Annotated in this window: 14 protein-coding genes and 1 pseudogene; 7 read left to right on the top strand and 8 right to left on the bottom strand. The window is 70.4% G+C overall.

Annotated features, from left to right (window positions below):
- Nucleotides 1-9: 9 nt before the first annotated feature.
- The gene (locus KF837_09560; GenBank protein ID MBX3227550.1) at nt 10-2,100 is read right to left on the bottom strand and encodes a M13 family metallopeptidase; all 2,091 of its coding nucleotides are present in this window, start codon (nt 2,098-2,100) and stop codon (nt 10-12) included.
- Nucleotides 2,101-2,178: 78 nt separating this feature from the next.
- Here KF837_09560 and KF837_09555 point away from each other — a divergent pair, with 78 nt between their 5' ends.
- Both KF837_09555 and KF837_09550 read left to right on the top strand, forming a co-directional pair.
- On the top strand, nt 2,179-3,696 hold the full coding sequence (locus KF837_09555; protein ID MBX3227549.1) for a hypothetical protein: 1,518 nt from the start codon (nt 2,179-2,181) through the stop codon (nt 3,694-3,696).
- A complete protein-coding gene (locus tag KF837_09550) occupies nt 3,696-4,799 on the top strand; it encodes a hypothetical protein (GenBank protein MBX3227548.1) in 1,104 nt (367 codons plus the stop codon). Before KF837_09555 ends, KF837_09550 begins: the two co-directional genes overlap by 1 nt.
- Before the next feature lies 1 nt (nt 4,800).
- On the opposite strand, the gene KF837_09545 is transcribed toward KF837_09550, so the two are convergent.
- Entirely contained in the window at nt 4,801-6,306 is a 1,506-nt protein-coding gene (locus KF837_09545) for a hypothetical protein (GenBank protein MBX3227547.1), read from the bottom strand.
- 77 nt (nt 6,307-6,383) lie between these two features.
- Nucleotides 6,384-7,088: a hypothetical protein gene (locus KF837_09540; protein MBX3227546.1), complete on the bottom strand. Its 705-nt coding sequence runs from the start codon at nt 7,086-7,088 to the stop codon at nt 6,384-6,386.
- Nucleotides 7,089-7,211: 123 nt separating this feature from the next.
- Between KF837_09540 and KF837_09535 the strand changes: the two genes are divergently transcribed.
- A complete protein-coding gene (locus KF837_09535) occupies nt 7,212-8,009 on the top strand; it encodes a GNAT family N-acetyltransferase (protein MBX3227545.1) in 798 nt (265 codons plus the stop codon).
- A 32-nt stretch (nt 8,010-8,041) separates the two neighbouring features.
- On the opposite strand, the gene KF837_09530 is transcribed toward KF837_09535, so the two are convergent.
- Nucleotides 8,042-8,563 carry a DUF2505 family protein gene (locus tag KF837_09530; protein MBX3227544.1) on the bottom strand — a complete coding sequence of 174 codons (522 nt, stop codon included), beginning with the start codon at nt 8,561-8,563 and terminating at the stop codon, nt 8,042-8,044.
- A gap of 42 nt (nt 8,564-8,605) precedes the next feature.
- On the opposite strand from KF837_09530, the gene glyS reads away from it, so the two are divergent.
- Complete coding sequence (glyS, locus tag KF837_09525; protein ID MBX3227543.1) at nt 8,606-10,717, top strand: glycine--tRNA ligase subunit beta; 2,112 nt, start codon at nt 8,606-8,608, stop codon at nt 10,715-10,717.
- Between the two features lie 12 nt (nt 10,718-10,729).
- Here the strand turns inward: glyS and KF837_09520 are convergent, their stop codons facing one another.
- The 3 genes from KF837_09520 to KF837_09510 are packed head-to-tail and all read right to left on the bottom strand — an operon-like array spanning nt 10,730 to nt 13,141.
- On the bottom strand, nt 10,730-11,416 hold the full coding sequence (locus tag KF837_09520; GenBank protein ID MBX3227542.1) for a hypothetical protein: 687 nt from the start codon (nt 11,414-11,416) through the stop codon (nt 10,730-10,732).
- Nucleotides 11,413-12,108 carry a hypothetical protein gene (locus KF837_09515; GenBank protein ID MBX3227541.1) on the bottom strand — a complete coding sequence of 232 codons (696 nt, stop codon included), beginning with the start codon at nt 12,106-12,108 and terminating at the stop codon, nt 11,413-11,415. The genes KF837_09520 and KF837_09515 overlap by 4 nt, the downstream gene beginning before the upstream one ends.
- Before the next feature lie 31 nt (nt 12,109-12,139).
- The gene (locus KF837_09510) at nt 12,140-13,141 is read right to left on the bottom strand and encodes a hypothetical protein (GenBank protein MBX3227540.1); all 1,002 of its coding nucleotides are present in this window, start codon (nt 13,139-13,141) and stop codon (nt 12,140-12,142) included.
- Nucleotides 13,142-13,195: 54 nt separating this feature from the next.
- Between KF837_09510 and KF837_09505 the strand changes: the two are divergent.
- The 3 genes and pseudogenes from KF837_09505 (at nt 13,196) to KF837_09495 (ending at nt 18,476) form a co-directional block, all read left to right on the top strand.
- Nucleotides 13,196-14,626 (top strand): annotated as a pseudogene (locus KF837_09505) (pyruvate, phosphate dikinase).
- A gap of 780 nt (nt 14,627-15,406) precedes the next feature.
- Nucleotides 15,407-17,227: a hypothetical protein gene (locus KF837_09500; protein ID MBX3227539.1), complete on the top strand. Its 1,821-nt coding sequence runs from the start codon at nt 15,407-15,409 to the stop codon at nt 17,225-17,227.
- A gap of 109 nt (nt 17,228-17,336) precedes the next feature.
- Entirely contained in the window at nt 17,337-18,476 is a 1,140-nt protein-coding gene (locus tag KF837_09495) for a hypothetical protein (protein ID MBX3227538.1), read from the top strand.
- A gap of 23 nt (nt 18,477-18,499) precedes the next feature.
- Here the strand turns inward: KF837_09495 and KF837_09490 are convergent, their stop codons facing one another.
- The gene (locus KF837_09490; protein ID MBX3227537.1) at nt 18,500-19,411 is read right to left on the bottom strand and encodes a diguanylate cyclase; all 912 of its coding nucleotides are present in this window, start codon (nt 19,409-19,411) and stop codon (nt 18,500-18,502) included.
- Between the last annotated feature and the right edge of the window lie 7 nt (nt 19,412-19,418).

The following is a 19,418-nucleotide window of genomic DNA, read 5'->3' as shown; positions in this document are numbered from 1 at the left end:
AGCGTCAGCTCACCAGACCTCGCAGCGGTCCTTCCGCACCATCTTCGCGTCGGCCTTGCACGAGAACGCCTGCGCGAACTCGGGGAGGTTCGAGAGCGGGCCGTTGACGCGGAACATCGGCGGCGAGTGCGGGTTCGTCTTCACGAGCGTGAGGAGCTGCTCGTCGCGCATCTTGGAGCACCAGCTCTGCGCGAAGCCGAGGAAGAGCTCCTGCTGCGGGGTGAATTCGGGCTTGCCGCCCGGCGGCGCGGGCGGGAGCGACATCAGCGCCTTGTACGCGAGCTTGATGCCGCCGAGGTCGGCGATGTTCTCGCCGAGCGTGAGCGCGCCGTTGACGTGGACGTCGTTCAGCACCGTGTAGTCGTCGAACTGCTTCTTCACGCAGGAGGCGCGGCGCACGAACTCCGTGTTCACGTTCGGCGCCCACCAGTCCTTCAGGTTGCCCTCCGCGTCGTACTGGCGGCCTTCGTCGTCGAAGCCGTGCGTGAGCTCGTGGCCCATGACCATGCCGATGCCGCCGTAGTTGGTCGGGCGCGGGAGGGAGTTCGAATAGAACGGCGGCTGGAGGATGCCGGCGGGGAACACCATCTCGTTGAGCTGCGGATCGTAATAGGCATTCACGGTCGGCGGGCTCATTTGCCACTCCGCGCGGTCGACCGGTTTGCCGATCTTCGCGACCTGGCGGGCATATTCGAACGCCGACGCCTTCTGCGAATTCTCGACGTAGCTCTTGCGCGTGATTTCCAATTTGGAATAGTCGCGCCACTTGTCGGGATAAGCGATCTTGTTCGCGATCTTCCCGAGCTTCGTGAAGGCGGCCTTGCGCGTGGCGTCGTCCATCCAGGCGATCGTCTCGATGTTGGCGTGCATCGCCTTCTCGATCACCTGCACCATCGCGACGACGTTCGCCTTGCCCTCGCTCCCGAGCGTCTGCTTCACGAAGGGCTGCGCGAGCGCCTCGCCCATCGACGCGTCGACCGTGCGCACGCAGCGCTTCCAGCGCTCCGGCAGCTTGTCGGCGCCGGTGAGCGCCTGCCGCCACTTGAACTTCTCGTCGACGAACTTCTTCGAGAGCTCGTTGCCGTGGATCCGGAGCACGTGCCAGCGGAGGTACGTCTTCCAGTCGGCGACCGCGACCTTCCCGCCGAGCATCGCGCCGACGGCCTTCAGGAACTCGGGCTGACTGACGTTGAAGACGGCGACGTTCTTCGCCTTCGCGCCGTCGAGCCACGCGTCCCACTGGATGCCGGGCGCCGTCTTCGCGAGCTCCGCCTTCGTCGCGCGGTGCGCGATCTTCTTCGGCTCGCGCCGCTCCTCCTTCGACATCCACGCGTCGGCGAGCTGCTTCTCGATCGCGAGCACCTTCGTCGCGTTCGCCTTCGCCTTCGCCTCGGGCTCGCCCGCGAGCGCGAACATCGCGCCGACGTGAGCCTCGTACTTCGTACGGAGCTCCGCCATCTTGCCCTCGTTGACGGTGTAGTACTCCTTCTCCGGCATGCCGAGGCCGGACTGCCAGAAGAGACCGAGGACCTGCGTCGCGTCGGAGAAGTCCTGCGCCGCCTGCATGTCGAACACGACGCCGGTGCCGAGCTCGGACTGGAACCGCCCGAGCAGCTTCGTGAGCGAGGCGGCGTCCTTCACGCCGTCGATCGCCTTCAGCCACGGGTCGAGCGGCGAGAGGCGCGCCGCCTCGATCGCGGCTTCGTCCATGCACGAGCCGTAGAAGTCGCCGAGCGCCTTCGCGTACGGCTCGTCCTGCTTCTCGCCCTTCGCGTACGCCTCGAGGATCTGATGGAGGATCTCCTCGTTGCGCTCGTGGATGACGCTGAAGCTCCGGCTCCACGAGGACTCGTCGGCCGGGATCTGCGTCGCCTTGGTCCAGCCGCCGCAGGCGTACTGGTAGAAGTCGTCACACGGCGCCGTGTTCGGATCGATCGCCGTCTTGTCGACGCCGGTGGGCGCGGGCGGCTGGCCGGAGATGTTCTCCGGCGGCATCTGCACGACCGGCGGCGGCTGCGGCACCGCCGGCGGCGGATCGTTCCCACACGCGAGGAAGAGACCGGCGATGCCCAGCGAAGCGAGGAGAGCGGCGGAACGCATCGCCGCGCTATGCCCGCGTTGCGACGGCGCGGCAAGGTGGTCAGCGACCAGCGACGAGCGTATTCTCGGGACCTTCGGATGCTCGAACGCATCGCGCTCCATCAGACCCGTCTCCGGACGCCGGGCCTCGGCCTCGAGGGCAAGGGCGTCGCGCTCGGCGCCAAGGGGCTCGTCCTCCTCCCCTCCCTCGATCGCCTCGTCGCGTGGCTCAGCGTGTACACGCGCGAGCACTCGCTCGAGGACCTGATGTCCTCGCTCGTGATCGAGATCGTCCAGTCGAAGCTGGGGACGAAGGAGATCACGCTCACGTTCGCGGCGGAGTCGAGCGACCGCATGGACCGCGTCTCCGAGACCGCGCGCCTCGTCGGCGGCTTCACCTTCACCGGCACGAGCCGCCACTTCGTGCAGTACCGCGACGCGGCCGCGCCCTTCGGCTACGACGCGACGCAGCTCATCTCCACCGACGCCGCGCTCGTCCTCTACCACGATCGCTTCACGCAGGTTTACGGCGTCGACAAGACGGTCGGCCTCAAGTCGCTCCTCCTCCGCCTCATGCCGCACGTCGATCCTTCGACGATCGAGGACAACGGCCCGCGCTTCATCGTCGCCGAGCAAGGGCTCGGCCCCGCGCTCATCCACTACTTCGTGCGCTCCCGCGTCGAGGGCGAGGTCGCGGTCGGCGAGTGGCCGCCGGAGAGCGCGTTCGACGAGGGGCCGGTGCGCCGCTACGTCATGCGCGTCCCCGAGCTGCCGAAGCGCATGCGCGCGCTGATGGCGAAGACGCCCGGCCTCACGACGTTCCTCCCCGCCGGCCCCGGCGTCGCGGTCGAGATGGGCTATCGCCACCCCGTCGCGCTCCGCGCGTGCCCCGTGTTCGACCCGCACGGCCTCGTCCTCCTCCGCGGCCGCGGCGACGAGCCGTGGACGCTCGAGAAGATGCCGCAGATGGGCGACCTCCGCGCCTTCGCGCGCGTGGAGCTCCGCAACGAACAAGGCGCCGACGCGCTCAAGGCGATCGCGACGAAGCTCCCCGAGCCGGTGCGCGTCCCGCTCCGCGTCGTCCCCTCCCCCTCCCCGTGGAAGAACGTGACCGCGACGTGGATCCCGCCCGCGCAGCTCTCCCTCCTCCGCCGCATCGCGTACGCGCTCCCGCACCAGACCATCCTCCGCACCCAGATCGCGCTCACGGAGAAGGGCGCCTTCCTCCGCTCGAACCAGGGCATCGAGGCGATCCCGCTCGGCACGTTCTTCGTCGAGTTCCACCCGAACCTCTTCATCCCCGCCGGCTACGACGTCACGCCCGCGGTCGCGCCGGAGGTCCTCTATCGCGCGCTCGGGGCGGCGGCGTCGCAGGTGCTCTTCATCGACACCGGCGCGCGCGCGATCGCGGTCGAGGAGAGCGCGTTCTCGCCGCTCGAGGCCGCGCTCCTCGAGGCGCAAGCGTGGGAGCCGATCGTCGCCGACGCGATCGCGCACGCGCTCGAGGAGAAGCCGGTCGACCTCAAGCTCGAGCCGCTCGGCATGTTCGCGCTCTCGCAGGTCACGCCGCCGGAGCCGCCGCCGCAAGGCACGCCGCAGCTTCCGCCGGGGGGCTGATGGCGAAGGTCGATCCGCAGGAGCTCTGCGAGCGGCTCTTCAGGACGTTCCTCGGTCCGCTCGTCGTCGGCGGCGCGATGGTCCCGGAGAAACCGTTCGGGGGAAAGAACGCGCTCCTGATCGGCGACGGCCGCCAGCCGGTCCTCGATCCCGATCTCCTCTCGCGCTGCGGCCTCGCCCGCGTCCGCATCGCGCGGAAGCTCGCGCCGGTCGACACGTTCGATCCCGCGCCGACGGGCGCGGAGTGGGCGCTCGCCGCGGTCCTGCACGACCTCGTGCAGGCGACGCACCCCGGCTTCGACGCCGCGTTCCGGCGCAACGGGCCGAAGCGCCTCCTCGAGGTCGCGCAGCTCACGCTCGATCGCATCGCGCCGCCCGAGAACGTCGGCGAGACGCTCTCGCGCCACACGTGGTTCGCGCGCATGTTCGAGCTCGCGCGCACGGACACGGACCTGCGGTGGTGGACGGGCTCGCAGCGCTTCCTCGGCACCGAGCCGCCCACGCGCCTCACGGCGTGGCCCGAGCTCCGTCGCGTCACGCAGACGAAGACGCCGCGGCCGCTCATGGACCTGCCCACCAGCGGCGCGGCGGTGGACGTGCAGCGCTTCGGCGCGGTCGTCGAGTCGCTCCTCACGAAGACGCCGCTCACCGATCTCGCGACGGTGGACCGCGCCGCGCCGGCCTTCCAGTGGACGCACGCGACGCTCTCGCTCGCGGCGACGCGCGGCGGACGCACGATGGTGACGCGCGCGCTCGCGCTCCTTCCCCAGCGCCAGGTCGACGCGGCGCTGGGGCGCGCGACGAAGCGGCTCTTCCTCTCGAAGGCGGTGCGCGCGCTGTTCGTCGCGGTCGATCTCCTCCGCGACCGCGCGCTCGCGGCCGCGAGCCAGCAGCTCGGCAAGGACGATCCGGAGCCGCTCGTCCTCGGACCCGATCAGAACGACGCGGCGTTCGCGCTCGGCGCCGGCGCCCTCGTCGCGAGCCACTGGATCGCGCAGACGGGCGGCGGCTTCAGCGAGAACGAGCGCCGCACGATCCTGCAGGTCCTCGCGCCGGCGGCGAGCTCCACCGCCGCGCGCGAGGTTCAGCAGCTGCTCACCTGAGTCAGTGGCAGCGCTGGGTCTTGGTGCCGGCCGACGCGGTGCCCCCGGTGCCGCCGGCCGCCGTGCAGCTCGTGCACGTCGTCGAGAGCGCCGGCGTACCGCACGCCACCGGGTTCGTGAACGCGGCGTCGTTCTTCGCTCCGCACGGGCAGGAGCGCGCAGGCGCCGAGGTCGTGCTCGGGCACGTCGTCGAGAAGTACAGACGGGGGCAGATGATGAGCCCCTCCGGCTCCGACATCAGCGGCTCCGGCTCCGGCTCCGCCTCGCCCCCGAGCGGGATGAAGACGAGGTTCCGGCAGAACCCGCAGCCACCCTCGAAGATCTCCTTCTCCACCGTCCCGCTGCAGTTGTAGTCGAACGACTGCGCGCCCGCGGAGTTCGTGTACGCCGCGGTGAACCAACCCGTCTGGTTCGGGCGAACCTGCGCCGCGATCGGCAACGCAGAGTCGAGGCAGTCCGTGTTGTCCTTCACGAAGCCCGCCGGCGTGTTGCTGCCGTCCGCGCACGCGTACACCGCGCGACCGTTGCCCGGTCCCGCCGACGAGGGCGGAACGCCGTCCTTGTCGCCGAAGCCGTCACCGTCCTCGTCGCGGTAGAAGACCGCGCACGCACCGCCCGGACATGCGTCGCACTGGCACGTCCCGACGCTCCCCGCCTTGCGGCACGTGCCGCCCGGCGTCGTCGTGCAGTCGATGTTGCAGCAGACACCGCCGGCGCCGCCCGTCGTGTCGCAGACACCGCTCTTGCACTGATCGGGCAGACTGCAGGCCGACGCGAGATCGAGCTTCGGCCTGCACGTCTGCGTGCCGCTGTCGCAGTAGTGCGTCGCGAGGCAGTCGAGCGGGCCGGTGCACATGTCCTTGCAGCCCGGGCTCCCGTCGCGGCACGCGTAGGCGCTGCACAGCTCGCGACCGTAGAGGCAGTGGCCCTTGCCGTCGCACGACGCGCGGCCTTGCTCCTCGTTGTTCCCGCAGAAGGAGGTCCCGCAGGTGACCTCCTTCCCCGCGTACGCGCAGGCGCGCTTGCCGTTGCAGTGACCGGCGCACTGGTTGTCGTTCACCGCCGGGAGCCCGCCGTCGGGCACGTTGAACGGAGGTCCCGCGTCCTCGACGGCGCCGCCGTCGGCCGGCGCGCCCGCGTCGACGTCCTCCTCCTCCGGGAGCGGCTCGGTCGGACATTCCTTGTCCGGGTCGGTGCCGTCCGGGATCGGCTCGCACTTGCCGAGGAGGCTCGGGAGGTTGCAGCGCTCGCAGGTGCCGCTGCACGCGGACTCGCAGCAGACGCCGTCGACGCACTGCCCGCTCTGGCACTCCGTTCCGACCTTGCAGCTCTGCCCGTTCGTCGTGAGGACGGCGGGCGGAGGTGTCGTCGGAGCGTCGTTCCCGGCGTCCGCGACGGGCGCGGGCGGGATGGCGGGATCGTCCCCCACGCACGCCGAAATCGCGCTTCCCCCGAGACCGCACGCGAGCGCGGCCAGACCAATTGCGACGAAACGCCTCGAGCTCATGCGGGGGAGACTAGCGCTTCCGCGGCCCGAATGGGTATAGTCGAGGGTTTACGTTTGCGTCGCCCGAACGGACGACGTCACTTGTTCTTGAACGCTGCCGGAGACGGCGCGGGCTCGACGTACTCGACCTTCTCGTACGTCATGACGCCGTTGACCGGATCCGACACGAGGCCGCTCGAGGCCTTCGAGAAGACGTAGCCGTACTTGCCGGTCACCTTGACCTTCGCGCCGACGGAGGGGAGCGGGTACGGGACGTCGACGCTCCACTGGTCGTCCTTGAAGTAGTCCTTCTCGGGGTTCTTGATTTCCTTGATGTGCTTGTACTTCTCCATCGCCTCGAAGACGGTCGCCCAGTTCTTCGCCCACCCGAGGACGCGGATGCGCGGCTTGTCCGGGCCGGCGTCCTTCTCGTCCGCGATCCAGAACGAGGGGATCTCGATCGGCGGCTGACCCGCCGCCGGACAATCGTCCGGGTCCTTCTTACCGAGCTTGTGGATCGCGCACTTCGGCGCCTCGGCGATGTTGTCCGCGACGATGTAGCCGATGATCGTGATGTTCGCCTTCGTGACGTCCTTGTCGTGGATGCGGCTCCGGAGGTGATGCGAGGCGCCGTGGATCGTGTAAGCGTCGGCGACCTTGATCGGCGTCGTCGGCAAGGACGGCGGCGCGGGCAGGGTCGGCTTCCGCCCGGACCATGCCGGCGCCGGCTTGTACGGCTCGTCCGCACCGCTGGAACAGCCGACGAGGACGGTGAGGGCGAGGCCGAGACGCCAGGGCTTCATGGTGGCCGAGGAATACCACGGTCAAAACGAGAGGGACAAGGTTAGATCCATGGGTTTTTCAGGGCTCTCGCGCTTTCTCGGCGTTGCGTCGAGCGCGTGCGATGCGCATTCCTCTTCTCCGTCATGACGCTCCGTATCCGCGAGGCCACCCGCGACGACTTCCCGGCGTACGTGCGCCTCTTCGTCGAGCTCGCGATCGACGACGACCCCGGCGACGCCGAGAAGTTCGCGCGCGAGATGATGCCGACGACGCTCCTCGCCGAGCGCGACGGGGCGGCGGTGGGCTACGCGTTCTACCGCGTGCTCGACGGCAACGCGCACCTCGGACACCTCGTCTCCGCACCGGAGGCGCGGAGGACCGGCGTCGGGCGCGCGCTCATCGCGGAGACGGTCCGCCGCGCGACGGCGCTCGGGGCGAAGGAGATCGCGCTCAACGTGAAGCCCGCGAACGCGAACGCGATCGCGCTCTACACGAGCGCCGGCTTCGTCGCGCGCGAGACGGTCACGCACCTGCGCGCGGAGTGGAGCGTCCTCGACCGCCTCGGTCCCGCGGACTTCGCGCTCGCCGGCGAGGCGCGGTCGTTCGATCCCGCGCTCGACGCCGCGTTCGAGGCGCGCTTCGACCTCCCGCGCGGCCTCTTCGAGGGGCAGCGGCGGCGCGGGAGCTACACCCTCCTCGCGATCGGTGAGCGCGCGGTCGCGGCCTTCGACCCGACGTTCCCCGGCGCGTATCCGTTCCGCGCGGTCGACGGCGCGCACGCGCGCGCGCTGCTCGCCGCGCTCCGCCCCTACGCGCGGCCCGACAAACCGTTCCTCAACGTGTCGCCCGGCACGAGCGCCGAGATCGTCGACGCGCTCCTCGCGCTCGGCGCCACCGTGCGCTTCCAGACGACGAAGATGGTGCGCCGCCTGGACCCGTAGGCGAAGCAGCAGAGGGGTCGCGAACGCGACCCCTAGCTGCGAGCGGGGTGCAGGGGCGGAGCCCCTGCGTTGACGACGCGGTTGAAGTACTCGGCGCTCTTGGCCCAGCCGTCGCGGAAGCTCTTCTCCGTCATCTTCTCGATCATGCCGCCGACGCCGAAGACCTTCGCCTCGGCGACGATGTCGACGACGCGGACGCACTTGTCGTCGCCCTTCGGCTCGAGGCGCACGCTGCCCTCGTTCTTCAGCTTGTCCGCGAGCTGGGTCGGCTTGATCACGAACTTGTAGACCTTCGACGTTTTGTCGAAGCGGCCCTCTTCGGTGTAGCCGAAGCCGGGTCCGAGCAGCTTCGCGACCGGGCCGGGCGCGTCGAGCTTCGGCACCGCCTTCACGATGCGGACGATCTCCTTGTCGGTGTCCTTCTGCTCGAGCACGTCCCACTGCGGGAACTCGAGGTCCTTGAAGATCTTCTTCTGGAGCTCGTTGTCGAAGAAGAGCTCCCAGAACTTCTCCGGCGTGCAGTCGATGTCGTGCTTCATCTGGAAGGTCGTCATGGCGACGAAGGTACCTCGATCTGCTAGGTTGCGGGCACTTCGATGCCCACATCGCTCTTGCTCGAGATCGGAACCGAGGAGCTCCCTTCTTCCTTCGTCGACGCCGCGCTCGCGGCGCTGCCGGGGCTCGTGAAGACGAAGCTCGCGAGCCTCAGGCTCGCGCACGGTGAGGTCAAGGCGCTCGGCTCGCCGCGCCGGCTCGCGGTCCACGTCGCCGCCGTCGCGGAGCGGCAGCCCGACCTCGACGAGGAGGTCATCGGCCCGCCCGAGACCGCCGCGTTCAAGGACGGCAAGCCGACGAAGGCGGCGGAGGCGTTCGCGAACAAGCTCGGCGTCGCGCTCGACGCGCTGAAGGTCGAGGACAAACCCGCCGCCGGCAAGACGAAGGCGGGGCGCTACCTCGTCGGCCGCAAGCAGGAGCAGGGCAAGGACGCGCGCGAGCTGCTCGGCAAGGCGCTCGCGGAGGTGTGCGCGGAGATCCCGTTCCGCAAGTCGATGCGCTGGGGCGCGGGCGACGCGACGTTCGGGCGGCCGGTGCAGTGGCTCGTCGCGCTCTCGGGCACCGAGCCCGTCGACATGTCGTTCGCGGGCGTCCGCTCCGGCAAGACGTCGCGCGGCCATCGCTTCCTCACCGACGGCAAGCCGATCGAGATCGCGAGCGCGGACGCGTACGTGGACGCGCTGCGGAAGGCGCACGTCGTCGTCGACCGCGACGAGCGCGCGCGGACGATGATGGAGCGCGTCGCGGCGGCGGCGAAGGCGGCCGGCGGCGAGCACGATCCCGATCCGAGCCTCATCGACGAGAACGCGTCGCTCGTCGAGGAGCCCTTCGTCGTCACCGGCGGCTTCGAAGCGGAGCTCCTCGCCCTCCCCGCCTCCGTCATCCGCGCCGCCGCGCGCGGCCACCAGAAGTACTTCTGCGTCTCGAAGCCCGGCACCGACGAGCTGCTCCCTCACTACCTCACGGTCGTGAACACCGCGCTCGCGCCCGCGAACGTGGCGAAGGGGAACGACCGCGTGATGCGCGCGCGCCTCGCCGACGCGAAGTTCTTCTACGAGGAGGACAAGCGCGCGAGCATCGAGTCGCGCGTCGACAAGCTCGCCGGCATCGTCTTCCACAACCGCCTCGGCACCGTGCGCGAGAAGGTGACGCGCCTCGAGGAGCTCTCCGCGAAGCTCGCGAAGGAGGTCGGCGCGGACGAGGCCCTCACGCGCCGCGCGGCGCACCTCTGCAAGTTCGATCTCGTCTCGCTCATGGTCGGCGAGTTCCCCGAGCTCCAGGGCGACATGGGCCGCGCCTACGCGCTCCACGCCGGCGAGAGCGCCGCGGTCGCGAACGCGGTGCGCGATCACTACCGCCCGATCGGCGCCGACGGCCCGGTCGCGGAGGACGACGTCTCCGCCTGCGTCGCGCTCGCGGATCGCCTCGACTCGCTCGTCGGCTGCTTCGCGGTGGGCCTCTCGCCGACCGGCGCGGCCGATCCCTTCGCGCTCCGCCGCGCCTGCATCGCGATCCTGCGCACCCTCGTCCTCGGCGCGGCGCGCAACCCGGCCTACGCGAAGCTCGCGCTCGCGACGCTCTTCGGCTGGGCGTACGACGGCGTCGCCGCTTCGGGGAAGAAGCTGGATCTGGGGAAAGACGCCTGCCTCGAGAAGGTCGGCGAGTTCACCGCGGAGCGCCTCCGCGGCCTCATCGCGGCGCAGACGTCCAACGCGGTCGCGGACGCGGTCTGCGCCGGCGGCGACCTCGAGCACCCGGTCCACGCCCTCGCGCGCGCGAAGGCGCTACAGAGCGCGGTCGCGACCGGCGGCGCGTGGCTCGCGAAGGCGAAGACGGTGGCGAAGCGCCTCGCCGGGATCTCGAAGGAGTCGAAGCCGGTGCTCCACGGCAAGGACACGTTCGAGAAGGCCGACGACCACACGATCGTCGACGTGGTCTCGAAGATCGACGCGTCGACGAAAGCGCTCGAGACGGAGGCGTCGGTGACCGCCGCCCTCGCCGGCGCGGAGGACCTCGCCGCCCGCCTCGACGACATCTTCACCCGCACCCTCGTCAACGACCCGAAGGACGAACGCACCCCCAAGCGCCTCGAGCTCCTCTCCTACGGCGCGCAGGCGATGTTGCGCATCGGCGACTTCTCGCGCCTCGCGTGATCGCTCGGAGCGCTACGGGATCGCCACGCCGCACTCGTACCAGCGCGACGTGTAGAGGTTGTACTGCGGCCACGCCTCGAGGTTGAAGTAGTCGCCGAAGAAGCTGCGCGTGTAGACGAGCGCGCCGGTCGGGTGGTCCCACGCCATCTCGTTCGCGCAGGACGGGCAGTTGCTGCCGGCCCAGCTGCTGTCGGACGGGCCCATCACGAGGTTCGGGTTCACGAGCTCGCAGTGGTCCTCGCCGCCGCCCGCGCCGTCGGCGATCGGGTAGAAGGTCCCCGCCGCCGAGTCGGAGAGGTAGATCTTGTAGCGCGTCGACCAGCAGAGCTCGACGCCGACCCACATGCCGAACTTCGTCGCGCGGACGTAGCGCGTGCCGCCCGTGCAGCCGGACGTCGTCGCGTCGCTCATCGAGAACGGGTACTGCCGCCACGCGCCCGGCGGGAGATCGGGAGGAGGAGGCGGCGGCAGCGGCGGCAGCGTCGATGCGTCGATCGGCGGCGGCAGCCACGGACGCGGCGGGCTCGGGGAGCTCGTCGGTCGCGGGGACGGGCCGACCGGCGTCGGCTCGCTCGTCGTCGGGTCGTCGTCGCACGTGGCGCCGCTGCAGAACGTCGAGCCTTCGCTCGAGAGCCTGCCGCCACACGCGACCGCGGCGGCCGGGGCGACCGCGAGGACGAGAACGGCGACGCGCTTCATTCGCAGACGCCGGTGATGACGTCGACGTTCACGTCGTCGCGATCCGAGCCCCAACCTTCGCGGCAGATCGCGACCACCTGCACGTCGCGGGCGGCGGCGAAGCGGGCGGTGTATTCGCCCGGCGCCTCGATCGCGGTGATGACGTCGCCCTTCGTGAGGGAGGCGCGATCGAGGCCCGCGTAGGTGCCGAGCGTGCGGCCGGTGCCGCAGCCGGCGTCGCTGCCTTCGAGGCATGGCGTCGCCGCCCCGCACGCGCTCGCGCTCGGCGCGGCGAGCACGCGGACGCCCGTGAGCTGGACCACCGCGCCGAAGTCGACGCCGATGCACCCCGTCACGCGCTTGCCGTCGAGGAGCATCTCCTCGCCGCGCAGCCGATCGAGGCCCGCGAGCTGGCCGTCCTGGACGAGCACGTTCTCGACGTTGCACGTCAGGCCGCCGTCGATGCCGAGGTCGAACGCGGTCTTGGCGGCGATGCGCGCGCCGTTCAGGCACGCCGGCTTCGCGGGCGCGCCGTCGAGCCCGCCGTCGGCGGCGTCCGGCGACGGGGCTTCGCCGTCCGGGAGCGCGGCGGCGGCTTCGTCGCCGGCGTCGGTCTCCTCCTTCGCCTGAGCGCCGCCCGTGAGCTTGCTCTCGTCGATCGTGAGGTAGCACCCGGCCATGACGAGCGCGAGCAGCCAAGCGAGCCGATGCACGCTCCAAGTGTGCCATCGCGGATGGCCCGCGTCACTGCCGCGATTCGCCGACCTCGAAGGTGTACGTCGCGCCGGGGTCCGCCTTCGCGAGCGCCGCGCCGAGCGCCTTGCCGAAGCTCTTTCGGAGGTCGTCCTCGAGCTCGTTCGCCTTCACCTTCTCGCTGCTCTCCGCCTTGAACGCGTAGCTGCCCGCGACCTTGCCGCTCGGGAGCTCGAAGACGGTGACGATGCCCTCGACGAGGCCGCCGTGGAAGTTCGTGAGGTCGTTCTTGTCGACCGGCTTCTCGAGCTTCGTCGTCTTCACGACGAGGAGGGTGGTGAGCTGCGAGCACCACTTCAGGATCGCGGCGAGGTCGGCGTCGCTCTTGAACTGGCGGTTCTTCGCGCGGACGGCCGCGCCGCACGTGCGGAGGTCGTCGCCGTCGAGCGGGTAGTCCTTGCGGTAGGGCAGCTTCAGGTCGACGAAGCGCGGGAGGTCGTCGTCGTAGACCGCGGCCACCTCCTTCGACGCGAGCACGTGCTTGCCGCCGGTGAGCTTCACCGTTCCCGTCGCGGCGCCGGGGGGCACGCGGAGCTTCGCGATCGCGGCGACGTTCGCCTCGAGCGGACCGCGCATCGACGAGATGATCGCCTCGAGCCCGGGGTCCGGCCCGGCGGGGCCGTCGGGGAGCTTCTCCGCGACGACGCCGGTGACCTCCTTTCCGTCCGGTCCGAGGACCTTGCTCGAGCTCGAGCAGAGCTGCCTCACGTGCGCGAGCTTCGTGACGCGCCCGCCCGGGTAGTACCAGGTCCGCGACAGGTTCCCCTCGCAGCCGCCGATCGCGCCGGTACGGTCGCACGCCTTCTTCTCCGCCCACACGCCGCGGTCCTGCGTGTTCGGCGCGGACGTGCACTTGTTCTCGGCCATGTCCTTGATCGTGGAGGCGGTGATCTCCTCGCACTCGAAGGCGTTCGCGCGCCGATCGCAGCTCCCTTTCACGCCGCAGCCGGCGACGAAAACAACGAAGACGACGAACGCGACGAAGGAACGCATCGGCGTGGGACCGTACCCCAACCGGGGACGAAAATCGGATAGAGTGCGCGCGATATGAAGTTCGTGTTCTCGTTCGGTGACGGTAAGGCGGAGGGGGATCCCACGCGTCGCGACATCCTCGGCGGCAAGGGGGCCGGGCTCGCGGAGATGACGTCGCTCGGGCTCCCGGTCCCGCCGGGGTTCACGATCTCCACCGAGGCGTGCCGCGGCTTCACCGCGACGGGGCAGATGCCCGCCGAGCTCGCCCCCGAGGTCGACGAGGCGCTCGCGCTCCTCGAGAAGCGCATCGGCATGCGCTTCGGCGATCCGAAGGCGCCGCTCCTCCTCAGCGTTCGCTCCGGCGCGCGCGCGTCGATGCCGGGGATGATGGACACGATCCTGAACCTCGGCCTCAACGACGCCGCGGCGGCGGGGCTCGTCGCGAAGACGGGCAACCAGCGCTTCGTCTACGACGCGTACCGTCGCTTCGTCGCGATGTACGCGGACGTCGCGCTCGGCGTGAAGCGTGAGCACTTCGAGCACGCGCTCGACAAGGTGCGCGCGAAGATCGCGAAGGACAAGGGCATCGACGCGACGAAGCTCAACGCGGAGGAGCTCCGGCGCAAGGTCACCGACGCCGACGTCCCGGCGGAGGAGCTCTCGGAGCTGGTCGGCGTCTTCAAGGGCATCGTCAAGGAGCAGACGAAGAAGGACTTCCCCGAAGATCCGAAGGAGCAGCTCTGGTACGCGATCCGCGCGGTGTTCCACTCCTGGATGAACCCGCGCGCGGCGGTGTACCGCAAGATGCACGACATCCCGGAGAGCTGGGGCACCGCGTGCAACGTGCAAGCGATGGTCTTCGGCAACCTCGGCGACTCGAGCGCTACGGGCGTCGCCTTCACGCGCGACCCCGCCACCGGCGAGCGCCTCCTCTACGGCGAGTGGCTCCCGAACGCGCAGGGCGAGGACGTCGTCGCCGGCATCCGCACGCCGATGCCGCTCCGCGCGATCCTTGGCAAGGAAGACGAGTCGCTCGAGAAGCGCATGCCGGAGCCGTTCACGAAGCTGGTCGAGATCGCCGAGCGCCTCGAGAAGCACTTCCGCGACATGCAGGACCTGGAGTTCACGATCCAGGAGGGCACGCTCTACATGCTGCAGTGCCGCTCCGCGAAGCGCACCGGCCCCGCCGCGGTGCGCGCGGCGGTGGAGATGGCGAAGGAGGGCCTCATCACGAAGGAGGAGGCGGTCTCGCGCGTCGATCCGTCGAGCCTCGATCAGCTCCTCCATCCGACGCTCGATCCGAGCGCCCCGAAGAAGCTCCTCGCGCGCGGCCTCGCCGCGAGCCCCGGCGCCGCGCAGGGCAAGATCGTCTTCAGCGCCGACGAAGCCGAGCGCCGCGCCGGCCAGGGCGAAGCGGTCGTCCTCGTCCGCGTCGAGACGAGCCCGGAGGACATCCACGGCATGAAGGCCGCCCGCGGCATCCTCACCGCGCGCGGGGGGATGACGTGCATCGCCGGCGAGACGCGGGTGCTGACCGACAAGGGGCTCCTCTCGGCGGAGGAGACCTTCACGCGCTTCGAGGCGGGCGAGGTCCTCAAGATCATGTCGTTCGACTCCGCCGCGATGAAGCCGGTGTGGCGCGAGGTGATCGCGGCGGGCAAGAAGCCCTCGGAGGTCATCACCGTGTCGGTCTCGCAGACCGGGCGCGTGGACGAGAACCACCTCCGCATGACGGCGGACCACAAGATGTTCGCGCTCGAGAAGCGCCGCCTCGTGAAGAAGCCGCTCGCGGACGTCCTCGCGAAGGAGGACTTCGTGACGGTCGTCGCGGACCTGCCGGGCCTCGGCGAGGCCGTGGTCTCCCCTGCCCTCGCCTACGTCGCGGGGGCGATCCTCTCGGACGGCCACATCCGCCTGAAGGAGACGAAGGGCTCCGTCACGTTCGTGCAGAAGCCGACGCCGGAGAAGGCAGAGTTCATCGCCGCGGTGGAGCAAGCCTTCGAGCGCGCGTTCGGCGTGCCGTTCACCTACCTCCGCGAGCGCGAGACCGTCGCGGAGCTGAAAGGCCGCACGATCCACGGGAACGTCGAAGATCGGATCTGCTTCAAGCGCGACCCCGCGGCGCGCCTGATGGCGATCAAGGAGAACCTCGCGGCGTGGGTTCTCACCCTCGACCGCACGGCGCTCTTGCAGTTCCTCGCTGGCTACGTCGACGGCGACGGAACGTACGCGGAGGAGAGCAGCGCAGTCCGTCTGCAGATCAGCGTCTCGGGAGCGCGCACGAGCATGCTCGAGGGGCTCGCGCTCGCTTGCTTGCGGCTCGGCATCGTCCCGCAGATCACGAACAACCGCGAGAACTGGTCGCTCCAGATCGCGGAGCAGGTCGACGCGATCGTCGCGTTCACGCACCGCGTTCGACCGGAGGTGCCGCCGCGTGGCTACGCCTCACGCTGCCTGAGCGTGCGCGGCCTCTTCGCCGACATCGTCGAGCACGTCAACTTCATGGGCCGCGCGCGCGAAGGCTTGAAGCGCAACCTGCTCTTCGGCGCAGACAAGGTCCTTCGCGACTACCTCCCGCTCTGCCCCGCCGACGCGCGGCGCGATCTCGAGGCGGTCCTCGCCTCGTCGATCCGCTCGTTCCGCGTGAAGCAGACCGCGCAGGCCGAGCCCGCGACGGTGTACAACTTCGAGGTCGACGCGACCGACGAGATCGACAAGTGCTTCGTCGTCTTCTCGGATCGCCTGACGCCGGTGCTCGTGAGCAACAGCCACGCCGCCGTCGTCGCGCGCGGGATGGGGAAGCCCTGCGTCGCGGGGTGCTCGGCGCTCGCGGTCTCCTACGCCGAGCAGACCGTCACCATCACGCAGTACGACGAGGAGGGGCGATCGCACGACACCGTGACGCTCAAGAAGGGCGACGTCGTCACGATCGACGGCGGGGCCGGGCACGTCTACCAGGGCGCGGTGCCGACCGTGAACGCGGCGCTCACCGGGGAGTTCGGCGAGCTCATGGAGTGGGCGGACGGGATTCGCACGATGAAGGTGCGCGCGAACGCCGACACGCCGCTCGACGCGCGGACCGCGCGCGGGTTCGGCGCGGAGGGCATCGGGCTCTGCCGCACCGAGCACATGTTCTTCGACGAGGAGCGTATCCGCGCCGTGCGCGAGATGATCCTCGCCGACGAGGTGGGCGCGCGGGAAGCCGCGCTCGCGAAGCTGCTCCCGCACCAGCGGCAGGACTTCGTCGAGATCTTCCGCGAGATGAAGGGGCTCCCCGTCACGATCCGCCTCCTCGATCCGCCGCTCCACGAGTTCCTCCCGACCGAGAAGAAGCAGATCGAAGAGCTCGCCGGCCTCCTCAACGTCTCGGTCGCCCGGCTCGAGAACCGGATCAAGGACCTCCACGAGTTCAACCCGATGCTGGGGCATCGCGGGTGCCGGCTCGCGATCACGTACCCCGAGATCTACGCGATGCAGGTGCGCGCGATCCTCGAGGCCGCGGCGGAGGTGGGCGCGGAGGGCAACTCGGTGCAGCCCGAGATCATGATCCCGCTCGCGATGACGCGGGAGGAGCTCGTCCGCATGCGCGCGATCGTCGACAAGGTCGCGGACGACGTTTCCTCGAAATCCGGGGGGAAGACGCGGGTGCCGTTCTCGTTCGGCACGATGATCGAGCTGCCCCGCGCCGCGCTCCGCGCCGGCGAGCTCGCCCAGGTCGCCGAGTTCTTCTCCTTCGGCACGAACGACCTCACGCAGTGCACGATGGGGCTCTCGCGCGACGACGCGGGCAAGTTCCTCCCCGCCTACGTCGAGACCGGCGTCCTCCCGAAGGACCCGTTCGTCTCGATCGACGTCGACGGCGTCGGCGCGCTCGTGCGCCTCGCGGTCGAGCGCGGGCGCATGACGAAGAGCACGATCAAGCTCGGGATCTGCGGCGAGCACGGCGGCGATCCGGACAGCATCAAGTTCTTCCGCGACGCGAAGCTCGACTACGTGTCGTGCTCGCCGTTCCGCGTCACGATCGCCCGCCTCGCCGCGGCGCAGGCCGAGGTCGCGCAGAAGAAGACGCCGCGCCCGAGCACGACCAACCTCCAGTCGTTGCTCTGACGCCGTAGATGCGCTCAGATCGAGGGCGCGATGCTCACCGTCGTCGTTCGTGGGCGTGCCGCCGCCGACGGTGGAGCCTCCGCCCACGGTGTGAGCCTGCCGCGCGAAGATGACCGAGCCCCTCCTCGTCCGCATCGGCCTCCGCACCCTCCGCGGCTTCGCGGAGAAGGGCCGTCCCGCCGCCGGCGCCGACGCGATCCACCTCCTGAACGCCGAGGAGCGGAAGACGCTGCGGCGGATCGAGCGCGGCGCGATCGTGCGCGCGGCGATCGCGGGCGCGCTCTCCTCTCTCGTCGCCGCCGTCGTCGAGCTCGAGATCGCGCGGCCGCTCCTCGGCGCGCGCCCGCGCTACGCGACGTTCGGCGAGCAGGCGCGCTTCTACGCCGTCGTCGGCGCGGCGACCGTCATCGCGTCCGCGATCGAGATCGGGTTCCTCTACTGGGACGGGCTCCGCTCCGTCCATCGCCTCGCGCACGAGGCCGGGCTCGACCTCTTCCCCGAGACCGAGGACGACGACCGCGCGATCGCGACCGCGATGGCGCGCGCGGCGCTGGAGCTCCCGAACCCCAACGCGAGCGTCTTCGGCGTGAACCCGCGGCGCGAGGCCTCGCGCCTCCGCCTCCTCGTCGCGTCGCTCGTCTACAAGGCGAAGATCAGCGTCACGAACTTCATGATGAAGATGCTCGTCCGCCGGATGCTCGGGCGCGCGGCGGTGCGCTCGTGGCTCCCCTTCGTCGCGGTGCCGTTCACGGCGCTGTGGAACGCGTACATCTGCCGCCGGATCATGCACGAGGCGCGCATCCGCGCGATGGGCCCCTCCGCGGCGAAGGAGCTCGTCGGCTTCGCGCTCGCGATGCACGAGGGGACGCCGAGCGACGAGGCGCTCGCCTGCACCGTGCGCGCGGTCGCGAGCTCGATCGTGCGGACCGAGGACCTGCACCCGAACCTCGTCGCGCTGTTCCGCGATCTCGCCGGACGCGAGGCGAGGACCGACGACGACGTCGACGACACGCGCACGTTCCTCGCGCGGCTCGCGGCGCTGGCGCTCGCCGACCAGACGCTCGTGCTCCGCGTCCTCTCGATCGCGTCGGTCATCGACGGCCGCCTCACGAAGAACGAGCGCCGCCTCCTCACCGAAGCGCGGACCGCGTGCGGAAAGGACGCCGACCTCGCCGCGGTCGAGGCGCTGCGCGCCGCGTTCGTCGCGGGCGACCCGCTGCCGCCCTCGCTCGTGACTGCCCTCGCGTGAGCGGGAGGAGCACCGAGCGTGCGCTACGCCGCCTTCGCCCCCGCGTCGCGGGCGATCTCCACGCGGTCGCGGCCGTTCTGCTTTGCGTGGTAGAGCGCGGCGTCGGCGGCGGCGACGAGCTCGGCCGGGGTGCGGACGCCGACCTCGCGCAGCTCGGCGACGCCGAAGCTCGCGGTGACCTGGATCCGCTCGCCGCGCGGCGCGAGATCGAGCCTCGCGAAGGCGCTCCGGACGCGCTCGGCGACGCGTGACGCGATCGCGGAGTCGACGTTCGGCAGGACGAGCACGAGCTCCTCGCCGCCGTAGCGGCACGCCGCGTCGCCGCCGCGCACGCAGCCCGCGACGAGCTCGCCGGCGCGCTGGAGGACGAGATCGCCGAACGGATGGCCGAAGCGGTCGTTGAGCGACTTGAAGCGATCGAGGTCGATGAGGACGACCGAGCAGGGACGCTCGAGCCGGATCGCCTCCGCGATCGCCGACGCGAGGAACTCGTCGAAGAAGCCGCGGTTGTGGAGCCCGGTGAGCGCGTCGAGCTTCGCGCGCGCGCCGAGGAGGTCCTGATAGCGCTTCGTCCGCAGCGCCGAGCGCACGCGCGCGCGGAGCTCGGCGGGGTGGAACGGCTTCGTCACGTAGTCGATCGCGCCGAGGTCGAAGCCGTGCACCTTCGTGTTCACGTCGGTGGCGCCGGTGAGGAAGATGATCGGGATGTCGGCGGTGCGGGGCTCGGCCTTCAGCGTCCGGCACAGGTCGAGGCCGGTGTGCTCCGGCATGTCGACGTCGAGCAGGATCAGATCGGGCAGCGTGCTCAGCGCGAGGTCGAAGCCCTCCCGCCATCCCATCGCGCTCAAGAGCTGCACGCCCTCTGGGCGGAGCCTCGCGGCGAGGAGGGTGTGGACGTCGGGCGCGTCGTCGATGACGAGGACGGTGGTGCTCATGATGCTT

Source organism: Labilithrix sp., from assembly GCA_019637155.1.
GTDB lineage: Bacteria > Myxococcota_A > Polyangia > Polyangiales > Polyangiaceae > Labilithrix.
This window is presented reverse-complemented; position numbering and strand designations above follow the sequence as displayed.